Annotated in this window: 21 protein-coding genes; 19 read left to right on the top strand and 2 right to left on the bottom strand. The window is 69.4% G+C overall.

Going from position 1 to position 15,932, the window contains the following annotated elements:
- Positions 1-88: 88 nt before the first annotated feature.
- The 18 genes from ABT085_RS31030 to ABT085_RS31115 all read left to right on the top strand — a co-directional run bounded on the left by ABT085_RS31030 (position 89) and on the right by ABT085_RS31115 (position 14,366).
- Positions 89-496 (top strand): hypothetical protein, encoded by a 408-nt coding sequence (locus tag ABT085_RS31030; protein ID WP_351615235.1) that lies wholly within the window; start codon positions 89-91, stop codon positions 494-496.
- An 11-nt stretch (positions 497-507) separates the two neighbouring features.
- On the top strand, positions 508-930 hold the full coding sequence (locus tag ABT085_RS31035; RefSeq protein ID WP_351615238.1) for a hypothetical protein: 423 nt from the start codon (positions 508-510) through the stop codon (positions 928-930).
- 4 nt (positions 931-934) lie between these two features.
- Positions 935-1,585: a hypothetical protein gene (locus ABT085_RS31040; protein ID WP_351615240.1), complete on the top strand. Its 651-nt coding sequence runs from the start codon at positions 935-937 to the stop codon at positions 1,583-1,585.
- 1 nt (position 1,586) lies between these two features.
- Positions 1,587-2,405, top strand: coding sequence for a hypothetical protein (locus tag ABT085_RS31045; RefSeq protein WP_351615243.1), 819 nt, complete (start codon positions 1,587-1,589; stop codon positions 2,403-2,405).
- Positions 2,406-2,873: a hypothetical protein gene (locus ABT085_RS31050; protein WP_351615246.1), complete on the top strand. Its 468-nt coding sequence runs from the start codon at positions 2,406-2,408 to the stop codon at positions 2,871-2,873.
- A gap of 14 nt (positions 2,874-2,887) precedes the next feature.
- Positions 2,888-3,091, top strand: a complete 204-nt coding sequence (locus ABT085_RS31055; protein ID WP_351615248.1) for a hypothetical protein — start codon at positions 2,888-2,890, stop codon at positions 3,089-3,091.
- A gap of 3 nt (positions 3,092-3,094) precedes the next feature.
- Positions 3,095-4,081, top strand: coding sequence for a phage tail tube protein (locus tag ABT085_RS31060; protein WP_351615251.1), 987 nt, complete (start codon positions 3,095-3,097; stop codon positions 4,079-4,081).
- Positions 4,082-4,090: 9 nt separating this feature from the next.
- Complete coding sequence (locus ABT085_RS31065; protein ID WP_351615254.1) at positions 4,091-4,603, top strand: hypothetical protein; 513 nt, start codon at positions 4,091-4,093, stop codon at positions 4,601-4,603.
- 12 nt (positions 4,604-4,615) lie between these two features.
- A complete protein-coding gene (locus ABT085_RS31070) occupies positions 4,616-5,191 on the top strand; it encodes a hypothetical protein (protein WP_351615257.1) in 576 nt (191 codons plus the stop codon).
- A gap of 55 nt (positions 5,192-5,246) precedes the next feature.
- Positions 5,247-8,960 carry a hypothetical protein gene (locus tag ABT085_RS31075; RefSeq protein WP_502982840.1) on the top strand — a complete coding sequence of 1,238 codons (3,714 nt, stop codon included), beginning with the start codon at positions 5,247-5,249 and terminating at the stop codon, positions 8,958-8,960.
- Positions 8,961-8,969: 9 nt separating this feature from the next.
- The gene (locus ABT085_RS31080; RefSeq protein ID WP_351615260.1) at positions 8,970-11,285 is read left to right on the top strand and encodes a LamG-like jellyroll fold domain-containing protein; all 2,316 of its coding nucleotides are present in this window, start codon (positions 8,970-8,972) and stop codon (positions 11,283-11,285) included.
- A 9-nt stretch (positions 11,286-11,294) separates the two neighbouring features.
- A complete protein-coding gene (locus ABT085_RS31085; protein ID WP_351615263.1) occupies positions 11,295-11,813 on the top strand; it encodes a hypothetical protein in 519 nt (172 codons plus the stop codon).
- A complete protein-coding gene (locus ABT085_RS31090; protein ID WP_351615265.1) occupies positions 11,810-12,301 on the top strand; it encodes a hypothetical protein in 492 nt (163 codons plus the stop codon). Before ABT085_RS31085 ends, ABT085_RS31090 begins: the two co-directional genes overlap by 4 nt.
- Before the next feature lie 65 nt (positions 12,302-12,366).
- Positions 12,367-12,603 carry a hypothetical protein gene (locus ABT085_RS31095; protein WP_351615267.1) on the top strand — a complete coding sequence of 79 codons (237 nt, stop codon included), beginning with the start codon at positions 12,367-12,369 and terminating at the stop codon, positions 12,601-12,603.
- Positions 12,603-12,947, top strand: a complete 345-nt coding sequence (locus tag ABT085_RS31100; protein WP_351615269.1) for a hypothetical protein — start codon at positions 12,603-12,605, stop codon at positions 12,945-12,947. Before ABT085_RS31095 ends, ABT085_RS31100 begins: the two co-directional genes overlap by 1 nt.
- Entirely contained in the window at positions 12,940-13,791 is an 852-nt protein-coding gene (locus tag ABT085_RS31105; protein WP_351615272.1) for a peptidoglycan-binding protein, read from the top strand. Before ABT085_RS31100 ends, ABT085_RS31105 begins: the two co-directional genes overlap by 8 nt.
- A 21-nt stretch (positions 13,792-13,812) precedes the next feature.
- A complete protein-coding gene (locus tag ABT085_RS31110; RefSeq protein ID WP_351615274.1) occupies positions 13,813-14,106 on the top strand; it encodes a hypothetical protein in 294 nt (97 codons plus the stop codon).
- Positions 14,107-14,126: 20 nt separating this feature from the next.
- Complete coding sequence (locus ABT085_RS31115; RefSeq protein ID WP_351615277.1) at positions 14,127-14,366, top strand: hypothetical protein; 240 nt, start codon at positions 14,127-14,129, stop codon at positions 14,364-14,366.
- A 53-nt stretch (positions 14,367-14,419) separates the two neighbouring features.
- Here the strand turns inward: ABT085_RS31115 and ABT085_RS31120 are convergent, their stop codons facing one another.
- Positions 14,420-14,656 (bottom strand): GntR family transcriptional regulator, encoded by a 237-nt coding sequence (locus ABT085_RS31120; RefSeq protein WP_351615280.1) that lies wholly within the window; start codon positions 14,654-14,656, stop codon positions 14,420-14,422.
- A 146-nt stretch (positions 14,657-14,802) separates the two neighbouring features.
- On the opposite strand from ABT085_RS31120, the gene ABT085_RS31125 reads away from it, so the two are divergent.
- Positions 14,803-15,183, top strand: a complete 381-nt coding sequence (locus ABT085_RS31125; RefSeq protein WP_351615283.1) for a DUF6415 family natural product biosynthesis protein — start codon at positions 14,803-14,805, stop codon at positions 15,181-15,183.
- Between the two features lie 151 nt (positions 15,184-15,334).
- On the opposite strand, the gene ABT085_RS31130 is transcribed toward ABT085_RS31125, so the two are convergent.
- Entirely contained in the window at positions 15,335-15,571 is a 237-nt protein-coding gene (locus ABT085_RS31130) for a helix-turn-helix domain-containing protein (RefSeq protein ID WP_351615285.1), read from the bottom strand.
- Positions 15,572-15,932: the final 361 nt, after the last annotated feature.

Consider the following 15,932-nt stretch of genomic DNA (forward strand, 5'->3'; position numbering starts at 1 on the left):
CTTCTGGGTGGTCTGCCTGGGGGGGGGGGTGGGGCGGGGGCCAGAGGTACTCCTCTGGCCCCCGCCCGTTTCCAGAGAGGAGGACCTCATGCGCAGGAGCGTCTACAACGAATGCGTAGCCCGGCCCGCTCTGGCCGTGGCAACCCGTACCAACGGGGCCGTCAACGGCCTGACCGTCGACCGGCACTACAACAACAACGCCTTCCGTTCGGCCATGTTCATCATCCACACGGGCGTAATGACCGACGGCTCGGTGGCGATCACCATGCAGGACAGCCCGGACAACTCGACCTGGACCGCGGTGGACACCTCGAACCTCCAGGGGTCGCTGCCCACCGTCGCCCTGACCGACGACGACAAGACGTTCGAGGTCGGCTACATCGGGCCGCAGCGGTACGTGCGGATCGTCGCCACCACATCCGGCGCCACGTCGGGCGGAACGTTCGGCGCCACGTGCGTCATGTCCGGGGCCCGGCGTCGTCCGGCGTCCCACTGAGGAGCGAGACGATGGCAGCACAGATCAAGCGGTGCCGCGAGCCGTTCGCGACCGAGATCGACGGCATCACCCGGGTCATCGCGGCCGGCGAGCTCGTCTCCACCGACGACCCGGCGTACAGCCGCGAGACGCGCATCCACTTCGAGGATGTGGCCGTGCACGTGGGCCAGCAGGCTGGCCGGCGGGCCTCGGCCTCGGGCGCGGTCGTCGAGCAGGCGACTGCGAACCCGGGCGAGGCGCGCACCCTCACCCCGCCCGCCCCGGACCCGGCCACCACCGACGACGGCGAGCTCTTCGATCCGGGCGAGCACACGGCACCTGAGGTCATCGAGTATCTGAAGACGGCCGACGACGAGGAACGCGCCCGAGTCCTGGCCGTCGAGGCCGAGGGCCAGAAGCGCAAGGGCGTCCTCGCCCTGGCGTCGCAGTCGTAGCGCCGTGCCCGGCTTCGGTCTCCTGGCCGACGACTTCGACGACGGCGTCCGGGACCCAGTGCTGTGGTCCGGGTCCTACGGCGACATCGCCGAGGCCGACGGCCGGGCCCGGGTGCCGTGCACGACCGGATACGCCGCCTACGCCACGGCCTCCGCCTACAGCCTGGCCTCGGCTCAGGTCGCCTGCCGCGTCCACCCACCGGCCGCCGGAGGCGCCACCGACGAAGCCCTGGCGGAAGTCCTGGTGCTGAGCGGCACCGGCGGCACGGATGCCGGATTCAGCCTCAACGCGGTGACCGGCACGCTGCGGCTGGTCTCGCGGACGGGCTACGCGGATCCCGCCGAGGTCGCCCTCACCTACTCGCCGAGCGACCACGCGTGGGTGCGGCTGCGGGAATCGGCCGGATCCCTGTACTGGGAGACCTCCGCGGACGGCGTCACGTGGACCACCCGCCGCACTGCCGCCTCACCGGCCTGGGTGTCCGGCACCGCGCTCGAACTCGTCCTCGCCGCACACCGCGGCAGCGGCCTGGACGACTTCGCCGAGTTCGACGACCTCAACATCACCCGGCCCGGGCAGTGCGGCCCGGGCAGCGCGGCCGTGGGTCATCTCAGCCCGCACCCGCGCACTGCGCCGTCGCTGGAGGGAGGCTGACGTGGCGTTCGACCTCGGCGCGATGGTGCCGCTCGGCACGACCGTGACAGACGCGTCAGGCAGTCCGGCGAACGCCGGATCGATGGCCGTGACCATCACTCTGCCGGACCGGACCACGCTCACCGTGGATCCGGTCGCCCCGGCCGCGACCGGCGTGTACGCCTACGACTACTTGACCGTGCAGCCGGGACGGCACGCGGTGCGGTGGGTGGCCACCGGCATCAACGCCGGCGCCTACACGGACGTCTTCGACGTCCGGGAGGCCGTGCCGCCGACGATCTTGTCCTTCCTGGAGGCCAAGCGGCACCTGAAGAAGACCGACACCCGCGACGACGACGAGATCCGCGACTGGAACGAGGCGTGCACGCGGGCCGTGGAACAGTTCGTCGGCCCGGTGGCAATGCGCACCGTCGTCGAGGACGCCCGCTTCACCAGCGCCCGGGCCGTGGCGCTGACGCTCGTTCCGGCCGTGGAACTCACGAGCGTCGCAGCACTCGTGACCGGCGGCACGTCCTACGACGTGGACGATCTGCACCTGGACGGTACGACGGGCCTGGTGACCCGCCTGGACGGCGGCACGCTGTACGGGCCGCTGCGCTTCACCTACGTCGTGGGCCGGAGCATCGTCACGGCGAACATCCGCGGCGCCGCCCGAATCATCCTTCAGCACCTGTGGCGGACCCGGCAGGGCCCCGGCCGGCCACAGCGCGGCACCGACGACTACGACGTCACCGAGCCGATCCCCGGCCTGGGCTTCGCGATCCCGAACCGCGCGATGCAGCTGCTCGACGCGGACCGGCTTCCCCCGGGGGTGGGATAGATGACGACCTCCGCCCTGCCCCGGGCGATCGCCGCGCTGCTGGAGATCCTGCGCGCCGCCGACGGCCTGGACGACGTGGACATCATCGACGGGCCGCCCACCGCCGACGAGGCCACCGCCGACTTCCTGGCCGTGGGCTGGCCGGGCAGCGAGGACGCGGCCGCCGAGACCACCCAGGACTTCAACTCGGCCGGCGCCAGGACGCGAGATGAGGAGTTCAGCATCGTCTCCGTCATCGACGTCTGGTCCGGCGACGACGGGTTCGCGACGGTGCGCGAGCGGGCCTTCGCGATCCTCGGCGTCGTCGAGCAGGCGCTCAGGGCCACGAACTCCAATCCGGAGGCACCGACCCTTAACGGCGCTGTCCTGTGGGCGCATCTCACGCGCGCCCAGCTGCGCCAGTACTTCACCGACCAGGGTGCGCGGGTGGCCCTGGGCTTCACGGTGTCCTGTCACGCCCGGATCTGAGGAGGAGGCAAGCCATGGCGCGTGTGCGCTACCTGGGGCCCGAGCAGGTGACCGTGCCTGAGCTGGGCCGGACCGTCGAGCCTGACGCGGTCGTCGAGGTCCCCGACGACCGGTTCGAGGGCTACGTCTGCCAGACCACGAACTGGGAGGCCGTCGAAGAGCCCGGGGCGAAGGCCTCGAAGAAGACCGCGGCCCCGTCGCCGCAGAAGGAGGGCTGATCCATGGCGATCGGATCCGGACTCGGCGCACAGCTCGGCATCGCGGCCGAGACGACTTACGGCACGTTCGTGGCCTCCAGCAAGTTCATCGAGTTCACGAAGGAATCGCTCGCGCTGAAGAAGACCACCGCACAGTCCGCGGGCATCGCGGCCGGTCGTCTGCTGGGGCTGTCGGCCCGGCGCGTTCTGACGCGCAAGGAGGTACAGGGCAGCATCGACTTCGAGGTCACCAACAAGTCGATGGGGCTCCTGCTCCAGGCGCTCATGGGCACAACGGTCACGCCGGCGCAGCAGACCGCCACCACCGCGTACCTGCAAACCCACACCCTGGCGGACACGGCGGGCAAGAGCCTGACGATCCAGAAGGGAGTGCCGCTGACGACGGGCGTCGTCACGGACAAGACCTTCCTGGGCTGCAAGGTCACCAGCGGCGAGTTCGCGTGCGAGGTGGGCGGCATGCTCACCGGCTCGTTCGAGTTCGACGGCAAGGACTCCGACGAGACGCAGACCCTGGCGTCGGCCTCGTACCCGTCCATGAGCCCGTTCCACTTCGGGCAGATGGCGGTCAAGACCGGCACCTTCGGCACGGAGACGGCGCTGGACGGCATCCGCAAGGTGTCGGTGAAGATCGAGAGGCCGCAGGACACGGAGAGGTTCTACGCCAACGCCGCGGCGCTGAAGAAGGAACCGATCTCCAATGACCTGGTGAAGATCACCGGGACGCTGGAGACGGACTACGTCGCCACCACCCTCGACGACCTGCACACCAGCGACGGCGCCACGTCCCTGGTCTGGGAGTTCATCGGCCCGATCATCGCGAGCACCTTCGCTGAGACTTTCAGGATCACGTTGCCCGCGATCAAGCTGGACGAGGGTCCGCCGGTCGTCGACGGCCTCGGTGTCGTGAAGCCCAGCTTCAACTTCACCGCTCTGTACGACGGCACCAACCTGCCGAAGATCGAGTACATGAGCACGGACACCGCGCTGTGAGGTGACCTCATGGTGAGCAACGTCCGCATCACCGGCACCGGCCAGCTCCTGGGCCTCTCCAGGCGGCTGCGCCGGGCCGGGCACGAGAACATCCGCCAGTCCTTCACCCGGCGCATCCGCCGCGCCGCAGAACCCCTGCGCAACGACTTGCAAGACAGCATGCGGCACCTGGCGATCACCTCGCAGTCCCGGTCGGCCGGGAAGAGGGGCGGCCCCTCGCCCACGACGCGCCCCTTCCGGGCGTCCATCGCCGCAGCGATCCGCATCTCAGTGCGCACCACCGGGGACCCTGGCGCCCGCATCTGGATCGACCGGTCCCTGCTGCCCAGCGACATCACACCGGGCGTCTTGAACCGCCTCGACGAAGGCAGGCTGCGCCACCCCGTGTTCGGCAACAAGCGGCGATGGGTGCAGCAGACCGCAACCCCGGGCTGGTGGACCCGGACCGTCCGTAACCACACGGACCGCATGACCCGTGAAGTGGCGCGCGTCGCCGATGACGTGCGCCGGCACCTGGAGTAGGAGCCCCAACCCGTGATCGTTGTGTACACGCCCGAGGGCGGCGAGCCCGAGCACTACGACGCCTCCACGCTGAAAGTCTCTGAGGCGTCGATCGTGCAGCGCACCGTCGACATGCGGTGGCAGGAGATCCTGGAAGGGCTGGAGCGTGACGACCTGGACGCCATGCGCGGGGTCGTCTGGGTCATCAAGAAGCGTTCCAACCCGTCACTGCGGTTCGGGGAATTCGACCCGGGCGTGACCGAGATGACCTCGCGCATGAGCAACAAGGAGGTCGAGCGGTACGTCGAGGCCAGTTTCGCGGCCGGGGACGCCAACGACGAGATCAGTCGCGAGGATGTCGCGCGCATCCTCCACGGCCGGATCGAGGACGTCGCGGTCGACCCTGAGTACGCGGCCCGGCTGGTCGACAGGCTGGCCGCGGAGAAGGGCCCAAAAGAGGAACCGCAGCCGGAGGCGGAGGCGCCCGCTTCGAGCCCGACCCCGACATCGAGCACGCCCGAGACTCCCTCCTCGGACTCTTCGCCCACCTCCTCCACATCCCCCCAGCCGGAGTCGACGACCTCCTCGTCGACGACTTCCACATCCTGACCGCCTGGATTGAGCGGCACCAGGCAGCCCTACAGGCGGAAGGCGGTGGCTAGTCGTGCCGTCGATGACGTTCATCCTCACCGGCCGGGACCACCTGAGCGACATGCTGGACCGGGCGGGCGACGCCTCCGACCGGCTCGCGCGCCGCCTGTCCAGGATGAGCCGCGATTCAGAGGCCGGCGGTAAGGCTGTCGAGGAGCTCGGCAAGGTCACCCGCCTGCTCGCTCCGGCGGCGATCCCGGCGGCTGCGTCGCTGGCTCCGCTCGCTGCAGGGGCGGGCACGGTCGCGGTGGCGGTGGCTGCGATGGGTGCGGCAATCGCACCGCAGATCGGCGCCCTCTCCGATGCCGCCGACGCTCAGAAGAAGTTCGACACCGCCGTCGCGAAATCCGGAGCCCACAGCGCGGAGGCCGCCAAGGCAGAGTCTGCTGCCCTGGCCTCGCTGGAGGCGCTGCCGCAGGAGACCCGGCGCGCGGCGATCGCCTTCGGCATGCTGAAGGACTCGTACAAGAGCTGGTCCGACTCGCTGGCCGGGGACACGATGGTGCCGGTCACCAAGGGTCTCGCCATCCTCAACGCGCTGCTGCCGAAGACGTCGGGACTGGTGAAGGCGGCGTCGAGCCAGGCCGACCGGCTCGTGACGATCGTCGGCGGCGAGATGGCCTCGCCCGGCCTGGACGCACTGAACAGCCGGTTCACGAACTTCGCGCAGCGCACCCTGCGTGGGGTGACCGATCAGATCGTGCACCTGCTGCGCGTCGCGGACAGCGGCGGAGGCGGAGGCAAGGTCCAGGAGTTCATGGCGTGGGCTCGTGCTCAGGGCCCGGTAGTGGCGTCCGTCCTGCGCAGTGTGGCCGAGGCTCTCATCCACGTCCTGGACGGAGCGAGCGGCGTCGGAGTGAGCCTCCTGCAGATCATCGACGCCGCGGCGCGCCTGGTGTCGGCCGTGCCGCCCTCAGCGATCGCAGCATTCCTTCAGTTGGCGCTAGCGCTGAAGCTGACCAAGGCCGCTGCCCTCGGGCTGGTTGCGGCGCGGAGCGCCCTCGCTGCTTTCGGCGTCCAGCTGGTCGCAATGAACACGGCGGCCGCCGCGGCGCCAGGCAGGCTCGCTGCCGTCCGGGCTGCGGTCCTCGCCCTCAGCCGCACGGCGAAGGTCGCCCTGGCCGGGACCGGAATCGGCCTCGCGCTCCTCGCCATCTCCGAACTCGGCGAGCGGAGCAAGCACGTTCCGCCGGACGTCGACAAGCTCACCGAGTCCCTGCGCCGCCTCGGCTCGACGGGCAAAGTCACGGGCGAGGCGTCGAAGGCCTTCGGGAAAGACCTCGATGGCCTGTACGACAGCGTGCGGTCCCTCACCGACCCGAGCACCACCGACAAGGTGCAGCAATGGCTGGTCAGCCTGGGTGGCCTCACCGACTGGGACTCGACCCCTACGAAGAACGCCAAAGGCGACCTCGACAGCATCGACAAGGGCCTCGCCAACCTGGTGAAGAACGGCAACGCCGACCTGGCCGCGGCCGCTCTCAAGCGGCTGACGGCGGAGTACGGCAAGGGCGGCCGCGACACCAGCAAGTTCACCAGCGAGCTCGGCGACTACCGGTCGGCTTTGGCTGATGCGAAGTTCGAGCAAGACCTCGCGGCGGACTCGATGGGCATCTTCGGTGCCCAGGCGCAGACCGTGCAGCAGAAGCTCAACGCGCAGCGCCTGAGCGCGGACGGCCTGCGGCAATCAATCGTCGCGCTCAGCGAGACCCACCGCAGCGCGTTCGACGCCGAGACCAAGTTCGAGGCCGCGGTCGATGCCGTCACCAAGTCACTGAAGGACAACGGGAAGACGCTCGACGTCGGCACCGATAAGGGCCGCGCAAACCGGGACGCGCTCAGCGCGGTGGCGGCCGCCACCGAGGACGCTGCGACGAAGGCTCGCGAGAACGGCGCCACGTGGGAGACGGTGTCCGGGATCTACGACAAGGGCCGCAAGACCCTCGTCGACAACATCGTGGCGATCACAGGCAACCGCAAGGAAGCGGAGCGGCTGGCCAGCACGCTGCTGACGATGCCGAGTCCGAGCATGCGGCTGGAGATGCGGACCGAGGACGCTGTCCGGGACTTCGACGCCGTGATCGCGGCCATGAAGAAGGCGCCGAACAAGAAGTCCGTCACCGTCGAGGCCCTCACCAAGGATGCGGCCTCCATGCTGCGTGACCTCGGGTTCACGGTCACGCACATGAAGGACGGGCGTTTCAAGGTCTCGGCCGAGACCGGCACGGCAAAGTCCAACATCGCCGCCGTCCAACGCGCGAGGGATGCGTTGAAGGACAAGGCGATCGACCTGTCCGTCCGGGACAAGGCCAGCCAGGTGGCCAAGAACATCAAGGCCGCCATCGACAAGGTGCGCAACAAGACCGTCACCATCACGACCGTGCAGCACACCCTCGGCGTCGAGGGCACGGCCGGGCGCGCGAACGCGAAGCTGAACGGCTATGCGGGCGGCGGCAAGCCCCGGCCGGGCGAGGTCGCGTGGGTCGGCGAGCACGGCCCGGAGCTGATGTCGTTCGACGGCAGCGAGCGGATCTTCGACCACGGCACGTCCCTGTCGATGATCCGCCCGAGCACCGAGGCGGCCGGCGCAATGGCCGGTGCGGGCCTGGCTGCGGGCATGTACGGATCGGCTGCCACCGTGGGTGCGGCGGCCCGGGCGATGGCCGCCGAGGTCGAGGCGGGCATCCGCGAGAAGATGCAGATCGCCTCGCCGTCGAAGAAGACCAAGGCGCTCGCGGCGGACATCGGCAAGGGCCTGGTCGTCGGGCTCACCGGCACGCAGGACAAGATCAAGTCGGTGTCGAAGGACTTGGTCAAGGACATCCGGACGGCGTTCTCCGGCAAGAAGGAATCGGGGCTAGTCAAGTACGTCGACCAGCAGACGGCCAAGCTGCTGGCGGCGGCGAAGAAGCGGGATGCGATTGCGTCGACGATCGCTGCGGCGAAGAGCTTCGCGAGCGACACCACCCGCAGCGCGCGGGAAGGCGCGAGCCTGGGCAGCCTCGGCATCGAGGCGGACCAGGTGTCGGCCGGCACCATCAAGGCCGGTCTCGCCGAGAAGTTGGCGAACATCGGCCAGTTCACCCGCTACATCGGGATCCTCGCGAAGAAGGGGCTGAGCAAGAGCCTGCTGCGGCAGATCCTCAACATGGGGCCAGAGTCAGGCTTCGCCTACGCCTCGGCACTGGTCGGTGCGGACAAGGCCACGTTCGCTTCGATCAACTCGGTTCAGACGCAGATCGACAAGAGCACCACCGCCCTGGGCAGGACTGGGGCGGACGCGCTGTACGACAGCGGCAAGCAGGCCAGCCAAGGCTTCCTCACCGGGCTGCTCTCTCAGGAGAAGTCCCTGGAAGCGACCATGGTCAAGCTGGCCAAGTCCATGCAGACCGCACTGCGCCGGGCGCTCGGCATCAAGTCGCCCGCCCGGAAGATGATCCCCGACGGGATCAACGTGGCCCGCGGCGTGGCGTCCGGCGTCGTCGCAGGCCTGCCGCACGTTGACCGCGCCATGGACACGGTGGCGGGCCGGATCGCCGGGCGTGCCGCCATCGCGCCGTCTGCTGGCCGGGCGGCTGCTGTCGCGGGTGGCGGTGGCGGGATGGTCGTGCAGGTCACCGTGCAGGTGGCGCCTACGGCCGACCGGATCGGTATCGCCAAGGAGATCCAGACGACGCTGCTGGCGCTGAAGCGGGATTCCGGTGGCGGAAGTCTCGGCCTGGCCTGAGGAGGTGGCATGACCAAGCTGAGTGTGGAGGCGGCGTTCGGTACGACGCTGACGGACGCCGTCTCCACCGGCGGGACCTGGACAGACATCAGCCAGTACGTGGACATCGTCAAGAACGGGGTGTCCATCACCCGCGGTGCGGCCGACGAGCTGTCGGACATCCAGGTCGGCACCTGCACGCTGACCCTGGACAACTCGGACGGGAGGTTCACCCCGGAATTCAGCGGCTCACCGTACTTCCCGAACGTGATCGACGGCGTGCCCATCCGGGTCAGCGTCTCGACCGTCTCCACCAACTATGTGGTGAACCCGGGCTTCGAGGGCGACAGCATTGCCGGGTGGCTGTGGGCGACCGGCGTCGAGGTCATCACCGTTGCTGGGACAGTGCAGTCCGGGGCGAACGCGGCGAGAGTCGCGTGGAACGCCAGCGCCTCGGACTACATGCGGACGACGGTGTACGGGCTGACGATCGGCGCCCGGTACACGGCCAGCGTCTATGTCCGTGTGCCCTCGGGCGATGTGGCCGTGCGGCTACGGATGGGCGGCGTCACCTCGGCGGCCTCCGCCGTCAACGACGTCTACACGAGATTGACAGCCACGTTCACGGCGACCGCCGCAGTGATGACGCTGGACGTGATCCCGTCCACCACCCCGGCCGCCGGCGACATCGTGTACGTCGACTCCGTCCAGGTCGAGGAGGGGAGCAGCGCCACCGCGTTCAGCTCGTCGGCGGCGCAGCTGCACAACCGTTTCTGGGGGCTGGTCAACCAGTGGCCGGTGCGTTGGGCCGGACTCGGCGCCAGCGTTACGGTCACGGCGGTGGATGTCCTCAGCGTGCTGTCGCGGGCCGAAGAGCAGATGCGGCCGATGCTGTTGCAGGAGATCCTGCTGTGGAGCCCGAACGCCTACTACCCGTTGGACGAGGAGACCGGCTCCCTGTCGGGCGGTGACGCCTCGGGCACGACCGGCCCGCAGTCGCTGGCCGTCACGCAGTCAGGCAGCGGCGGCACCCTTACATTCGGCTCGGGCCTCGCCCCGCTCGGCATGAGCGGTGCACCCCAGTTCGCGCCGGCCTCCGCGTCGGCAGGGAAGTTCCTGCGCGGCCAGCTGGGCAGCAGTGCGCAATACGCGTCGCTCTCGGACAGCATGCTGTTCGAGGTGTGGTTCTCCACGTCGACGGCGGGCCGCAACATTCTCACGATCGCGAGCTCCGACAACAGCAGCTACCTGATCCTCTATCTGGCCACGGCCACCGGGTTCCTGACGGTGGAGTCGCGGCTGCCGGGCGGGTCCGCGGTGACGACCACGGTCGGCGCGGTGAACCTCGCGGACGGGCAGTTGCACCACGTCGTGTACGCCGCGGTGACGAAAGACTTCTTCGTCGACGGGGTGTCGATCGGCGCGTTCCTGGGCGTTCTGACGGTGCAGGACCTGTCCACGCTGACGGTCGGGGCCAGCCATCTGGGTAGCAACATCTGGGCCGGCAGCGTCAGCAGCGTGGCCGTCTTCTTCGATTCCAGCATGACGGCGTCGGACCTGATCGGCCATTACACCGCTGGCACGACTGGGTACTCCGGGGAGACTGCCGACGAGCGCGCTTTCCGCCTGGTCACCTACACGGGGCTCCAGTTCAGCGACACCGGGACTTTCTCCACTGGCATCGGCGAGCAGGCAGCCCTGGGTCGGACGTGTCTCGATCACCTGCGTGACGTCGAGCGCACCGAGTCCGGGAAGCTGTACGCGGCCCGCGGCGCGCCGATGGTCACGCTGCAGGGCCGGTCCGTGCGCTACAACCCCGCCTCCGCCCTGTCGGTGGTCTACGCGGATTTCGAGCCGGACGATTTCGAGCTGGCCTACGACACCCAGAAGGTGGCGAACACGGTCACCCTCACGCGGCCGGGCGGCGGCACTCAGCGCATGATCAGCGCCGTGTCCCGGGCGGCTCGCGGGCCGATGGGCCGGACTGTCGACACCCTCGCCACCACCGACCTGGTCCTCACCGACCTCGGCAACTGGCTGCTGCAGAGGTACGCGACCCCGTCGCTGGAGCTGCGCGGCATCAAGATCCAGGCCAGCTCGATGGGGCTGTCGACCTACCGCACGCTCATGGACGCAGACATCTCCACCGTGTTCACGGTGACGTCCATGCCGAGCCAGGCGCCGGCGTCATCGATGTCCGTGACGGTCGAGGGCTACCGCGAGGACATCCGCCACAACCTGCACACGGTCCAGTACATGACGTCGAAGACGGTCACCGACGCCATCTGGGTCCTGGACGACGGCACGTACTCCGTCCTCGGCTCCACTACCCGACTCGCCTACTAGGAGGTGCGCATGATCGCGATCGCGGTCGTCCGGGCCGAGATGTTCTACACGCCGCCCGCGCCGCTGCCCCCGGACGCGTGGGCGCTGGTGGCTCCGGCAGAGAGGGTGTTCCGCTGGGCAGAGCACCGCCAGCAGCGGAGCCTGGCTCAGCCGGACGGGTACATCCTCGGGCAGCAGGCCTACGCGCGGATCAACCACAACCGCTGGGTGGCCGACTGCCCCTGCGGTTCCGCGCAGGTCGTGACTCCGACGGACCCGCGGATGGCGTGCACCGAGTGCGGCCTCGGCTGGACTGCGCTCGTCTTCCCCGAGGACCCGGCCGCGGCCGAGGCCTCCGTCGCCGACGAGCTGCCGCACGAGCGGAACTGGTGGAACCCCGACGATCCCGCCTGGGATCGGCCGGCTGACAGCTCGGACCCGGACCTGGAGGGCATGGCCGCCGAGGCCGCCGCCGGGGCGGGGCTGGTGGCGGCCGCTGCAGTACGTCCGTCACTGGCAGCCAAGGTGCAGGAGGCTGAGGCGTCGTGACGTTCGCTCCGCGCACCTGGGTGGTCGGCGAGGTCGTCACCGCCGCGCTGCTGAACCAGGAGATCCGCGACCAGTTCAACAGCATGTTCGCGGCGTGGACGTCGTACACGCCGACCTGGACCGCGAGCAGCAACCCCGCGATCGGCAACGGCACTTTGGCCGGGCAGTACATCAAGATCGGCCGGACCTGCATCGCTGCCGTGCGTGTCGCCATGGGCTCGACGACCACCTACGGATCCGGCGGCTACTCCTTCGGTCTGCCGTTCGCATCGGCGTCCGGCATGGACTACACCGGCCCCGCGCGTCTGGTCGCGGTCAGCGCTTGGCACGGCGGCACGATCATGACCGGCGGGAACAGCGCGTTCAACGCGACTTTCCCCACGTCCTCGGCGGACTCCCGGTCCTCGTCGATGGCCGCGACCGTCCCCGACACGCTGGCCAACGGCCACATCGGACGGTTCACCATGATCTACCAAACCGCCTCGTAGCACTGGTAACCCCTCGTCGCCCCGCGCCGCCCGGCCGGGGCTTTCTCTATGCCCTGGAGGGCCCCATGCAGAAGCCATCCGTCGGGCGGATCGTCCATGTCCCCATGGACCCCGCCACGAACAACGGCGCCGACGCGGCGCCCGCCGTCATCACGCGCGTCTGGAACGACACGACGGTGAACGTGCGGATCCTCGCCGACGCAGCCCCGGCGAAAAGCGACTGGCGCACGTCTCTCGTGCTCGTCGAGAGCCTCTCCGAGGGCGTCGGCCTGTGCCGCTGGGCCTGGCCGGAGCGTGTCTGATGGCGCTGCCTCGCATTGGGGCCACGGTCCACTACGTCTCCCACGGCACCCCGACCCTGCCTGACGGCAGCCAGGCGTACACCTCCCAGTGTCGAGCCGCGATCGTCACCGAGCAGAACAGCGACCCGGATCACCCGACCCAAGTCGGCCTGGCCGTCGTCAACCCGACCGGCCTCTTCTTCCACCGCTTCGTTCCGTTCCACGACGGCGACGCTTCGCCCGCTACCGAGCCCTGCGGCAACCCCAACGCGCACGGCAACCCCTTCCGCTACTGCACGTGCGGATGGGCCGAACCGTCGTTCGCGGCGGGGTCCTGGCACACCCTGGAGGACTGCAATGCCTGATCTGTGGATGCCGGGCGCGACCCGGCTGGACATAGGAGACCACGCGCCGACCGACGGTGGTCCGGCGAAGGCGATCGCCCACATCACCTGGGACCGCAATGCGACCGCGGCCAAGCCGCAGGACCTGGTGCCCTACGAGAACCTCCGCGCCTACTTCTCGGGCTCCGGCAAGGGCGTCGCCCCGCACATCCTCTGGGACCCGTTCACCGGCAGGATCACGCAGTTCACGCCCGCCGACTCCCGCTCGAAGAGCCTGGCCGACGCGAGCGGCGGCACCCGCACCAACCGTGCGGGCAGCGTGGTCCTCCAGATCGAGGCCCTGTTCTTCCCATATTGCCGGGTTGGCGACGCGGTCTTTCCGACGCTGAAGTCCACGCCCTGCAAGGGGTGGACCGAACTTCAGAACTGGGTGCACTCCTGGGGTGTGCCGCACGTCTGGCCCATGGGCAGGCCGGATGACTTCACCCCGCACCGGTCCGAGCGCACGTGGGAGGAAGAGGCGGGCTGGTACGCGCACGCCCACGTCCCCGAGAACACGCACCAGGACCCCGGCTCCTGGCCCGCGTTCGTGACGACCGAGGCCGCGCCCGCTGCGACCGAGCCGTTCCCGGGCGCCTCGTTCTTCAAGGCCGGCCGCCGCTCGCCGATCATCGCCGCCATGCACAAGCGCCTGGTCGCCGTGGGCTGCGGCCGCTACAAGTCGTCGGCCAACAGCGACGTCTGGGGCAGCGGTGACGTGGCCTCATACGCCGCGTGGCAGCGCCACCTCGGCTACACCGGCGCGAGCGCCGACGGCATCCCCGGCGCCAAGTCCTGGTCCGCGCTCAGAGTCCCCAACGTCTGACCTTCCCCGAGAGGACCCCTCATGCTGTTTCCTTCCGTTCTGCGCACCGTCGTGCCGCTGCTCGCCGGATGGGCGATCACCGTCCTGACCGGGCTGGGACTCCAGGCCGACTCCGCCACGGTGGCCGGTGGCGTCACCGTGGCCGTGGCCGCCGTGTACTACCTCGCGTTCCGGGTCATCGAGCGGCTGACCGAGAAGCTTCACGGACCGGCGTGGCTCACGATGGTGGCCGGTCTGCTGCTCGGGTACGCGCGCCCGCCGCGCTACGAGTCCACGGACGACGTCGAGGTGCTGCTCCGGGCGAGCCGCCAGTGACGTCCCCGGACCCGGCGGGCGTGTTCATCTCCAGCGCCCAGATGTACCAGGAGCTGAGATCACTGAGCGACGGCCTGACCCGGGTAGAGACCAAGCTCGACAGCATCGGGCAGGGCGTGACCGACCTCAGCAAGGACGTCGCCGACCACGAGACGCGCCTGCGCACGCTCGAACGCGCTCGCTGGCCGTTGCCTACCATCGGCGTCCTTACCGGTGTGGCTGGCGCCGCAGCAAGCGCCGTCGCTCTCTTCGCACGCTGACGCGGCCCCGCTCTCCTCCGGGAGGGCGGGGCCGCTTTCGTCCTGTCCGGGGGTTACGGCTTCGGCAGCTCGGTCACGAAGGTCCCGACGCCGGGCTGCATCTGAGCGAGGCCGGCGTCCCGAAGCTCGGTGAGCACCCGGCGCGCGGTCATCTGCGCGATGCCGAACTCGGCATTCAGGGCGAGGACTCCCGGCAGCTGCGCGCCCGGCGCGTAGGTGCCGTCGAGGATGCGGGCCTCCAGGATCTCGTACACCTGCCGCCATCGCGGCACGTCCGGTTTCCAGTCCATGATCCGAAGCTAGGTGCGACAGGTTCGCCCGGCGAGACGAGCATGCCTAGCGAGCCTAGCCAGCTAGGTCTACGCTGCACGCATATGGGAAAACCCCGGCGGCCGCGCGAACGGCCCCGGGGGTTGGCCGACTGGTTGGAGTCGACATGCCACAACGTACCGCCGCATCGCCCGGAGCGGCAGAGCAGCACCCAGCCGACATCGAGACCATGCGGGACACCGCCCGCCGAGCGCTCGACCTTGAGGACGTCCTGCCGGCCGACGACATGCTCACCTTGACCGAGCAGTTGCGTGGCCATCTGCGGCTGATGGTCCCGGAGGTCGAGGCCATGGCGGCCCGGCAAGGGAAGGAAAGCATTCCCCGGGCCTGCGCGCTCGCCTGCGTCGGCGAGGCCCGCATGAAGCTCACACTCCAGTCCGGCCCTGGGATGTCCCGCGAGGCGGCCCTCGCCCGGCGCCTGGCCCGCGTCCTCAATGCCCTGTGCGACCACTACCAGAACCTGGGCAGCGCTCACGGTTGCCGGTAGACCCCGGCCGGACGCCGATCCGGCCGGGCAGGGCCCGCTGCCGTGCGTCACCCCCGTGCGCCGGCGGCGGGCCCATCGTGGCGGATGTACGCCATGGCGCGGATTGGACAGGCCCGCGGCGTGTAGGGGTTGGCCTACACCGCCAGGATGATCAACGGAAGAGGTCAGCGAGCGGGACGCCGAGGGCCGCAGCCAGTTTGATCAGCGTATCCAGGGTGGGCGCCTGCTGGCCCTGCTCGATGCGGACGACGGATGCCCGGTCGATACCGGAGCGCAACATGACCTCTTCCTGCGTGAGGTTCACGTCGAGCCGCACGGCGCGGATGCGCTCGCCTACGACCCGGCGCTGGGCGAGGACCCAGTCGGGTGGAGGCGAGGCTGATGGCACTCGCCAACCGTTGCCGCTTCATGATCAAGTTGTCTGTAGCGGTAGGCCTACATTGAATGATCGCGTAGGCCATCACAGACCGCCGAGGTGTTTGGCCGACGGGCCGGAGAGGACACCGAGGCGGAGCCGGGCGGCCACCCCTGCGGGTGGTCGCCCGGTCTCGATTCTCGCGACCCTTCGGGCCAGCAGCGGGCCAGCAACTGCCCGTGCTGGCCGGTCGAAACGGGAAGGACCCCAGCTCATTCGTGCACTGAGCTGGGGTCCTACCGGTAGGCCCTGTGGGACTCGAACCCACAACCAATGGATTAAAAGTCTGCTGAGCGCTCAACTCACCTCACCCCGCCGCGTTCACTGCTACCCC

The sequence above is a fragment of the Streptomyces sp. NPDC002265 genome, from assembly GCF_040296125.1.
Lineage (GTDB): Bacteria > Actinomycetota > Actinomycetes > Streptomycetales > Streptomycetaceae > Streptomyces.

Bases quoted from the DNA above. Each gene is read 5' to 3' on its own strand.
- ABT085_RS31100 (WP_351615269.1), top strand. From the start codon at position 12,603: ATGGCGCTGCCTCGCATTGGGGCCACGGTCCACTACGTCTCCCACGGC.
- ABT085_RS31060 (WP_351615251.1), top strand. From the start codon at position 3,095: ATGGCGATCGGATCCGGACTCGGCGCACAGCTCGGCATCGCGGCCGAG.
- ABT085_RS31120 (WP_351615280.1), bottom strand. From the start codon at position 14,656: ATGGACTGGAAACCGGACGTGCCGCGATGGCGGCAGGTGTACGAGATC.
- ABT085_RS31110 (WP_351615274.1), top strand. From the start codon at position 13,813: ATGCTGTTTCCTTCCGTTCTGCGCACCGTCGTGCCGCTGCTCGCCGGA.
- ABT085_RS31085 (WP_351615263.1), top strand. From the start codon at position 11,295: ATGATCGCGATCGCGGTCGTCCGGGCCGAGATGTTCTACACGCCGCCC.
- ABT085_RS31105 (WP_351615272.1), top strand. From the start codon at position 12,940: ATGCCTGATCTGTGGATGCCGGGCGCGACCCGGCTGGACATAGGAGAC.
- ABT085_RS31080 (WP_351615260.1), top strand. From the start codon at position 8,970: ATGACCAAGCTGAGTGTGGAGGCGGCGTTCGGTACGACGCTGACGGAC.
- ABT085_RS31035 (WP_351615238.1), top strand. From the start codon at position 508: ATGGCAGCACAGATCAAGCGGTGCCGCGAGCCGTTCGCGACCGAGATC.
- ABT085_RS31065 (WP_351615254.1), top strand. From the start codon at position 4,091: ATGGTGAGCAACGTCCGCATCACCGGCACCGGCCAGCTCCTGGGCCTC.
- ABT085_RS31095 (WP_351615267.1), top strand. From the start codon at position 12,367: ATGCAGAAGCCATCCGTCGGGCGGATCGTCCATGTCCCCATGGACCCC.
- ABT085_RS31055 (WP_351615248.1), top strand. From the start codon at position 2,888: ATGGCGCGTGTGCGCTACCTGGGGCCCGAGCAGGTGACCGTGCCTGAG.
- ABT085_RS31125 (WP_351615283.1), top strand. From the start codon at position 14,803: ATGCCACAACGTACCGCCGCATCGCCCGGAGCGGCAGAGCAGCACCCA.
- ABT085_RS31050 (WP_351615246.1), top strand. From the start codon at position 2,406: ATGACGACCTCCGCCCTGCCCCGGGCGATCGCCGCGCTGCTGGAGATC.
- ABT085_RS31030 (WP_351615235.1), top strand. From the start codon at position 89: ATGCGCAGGAGCGTCTACAACGAATGCGTAGCCCGGCCCGCTCTGGCC.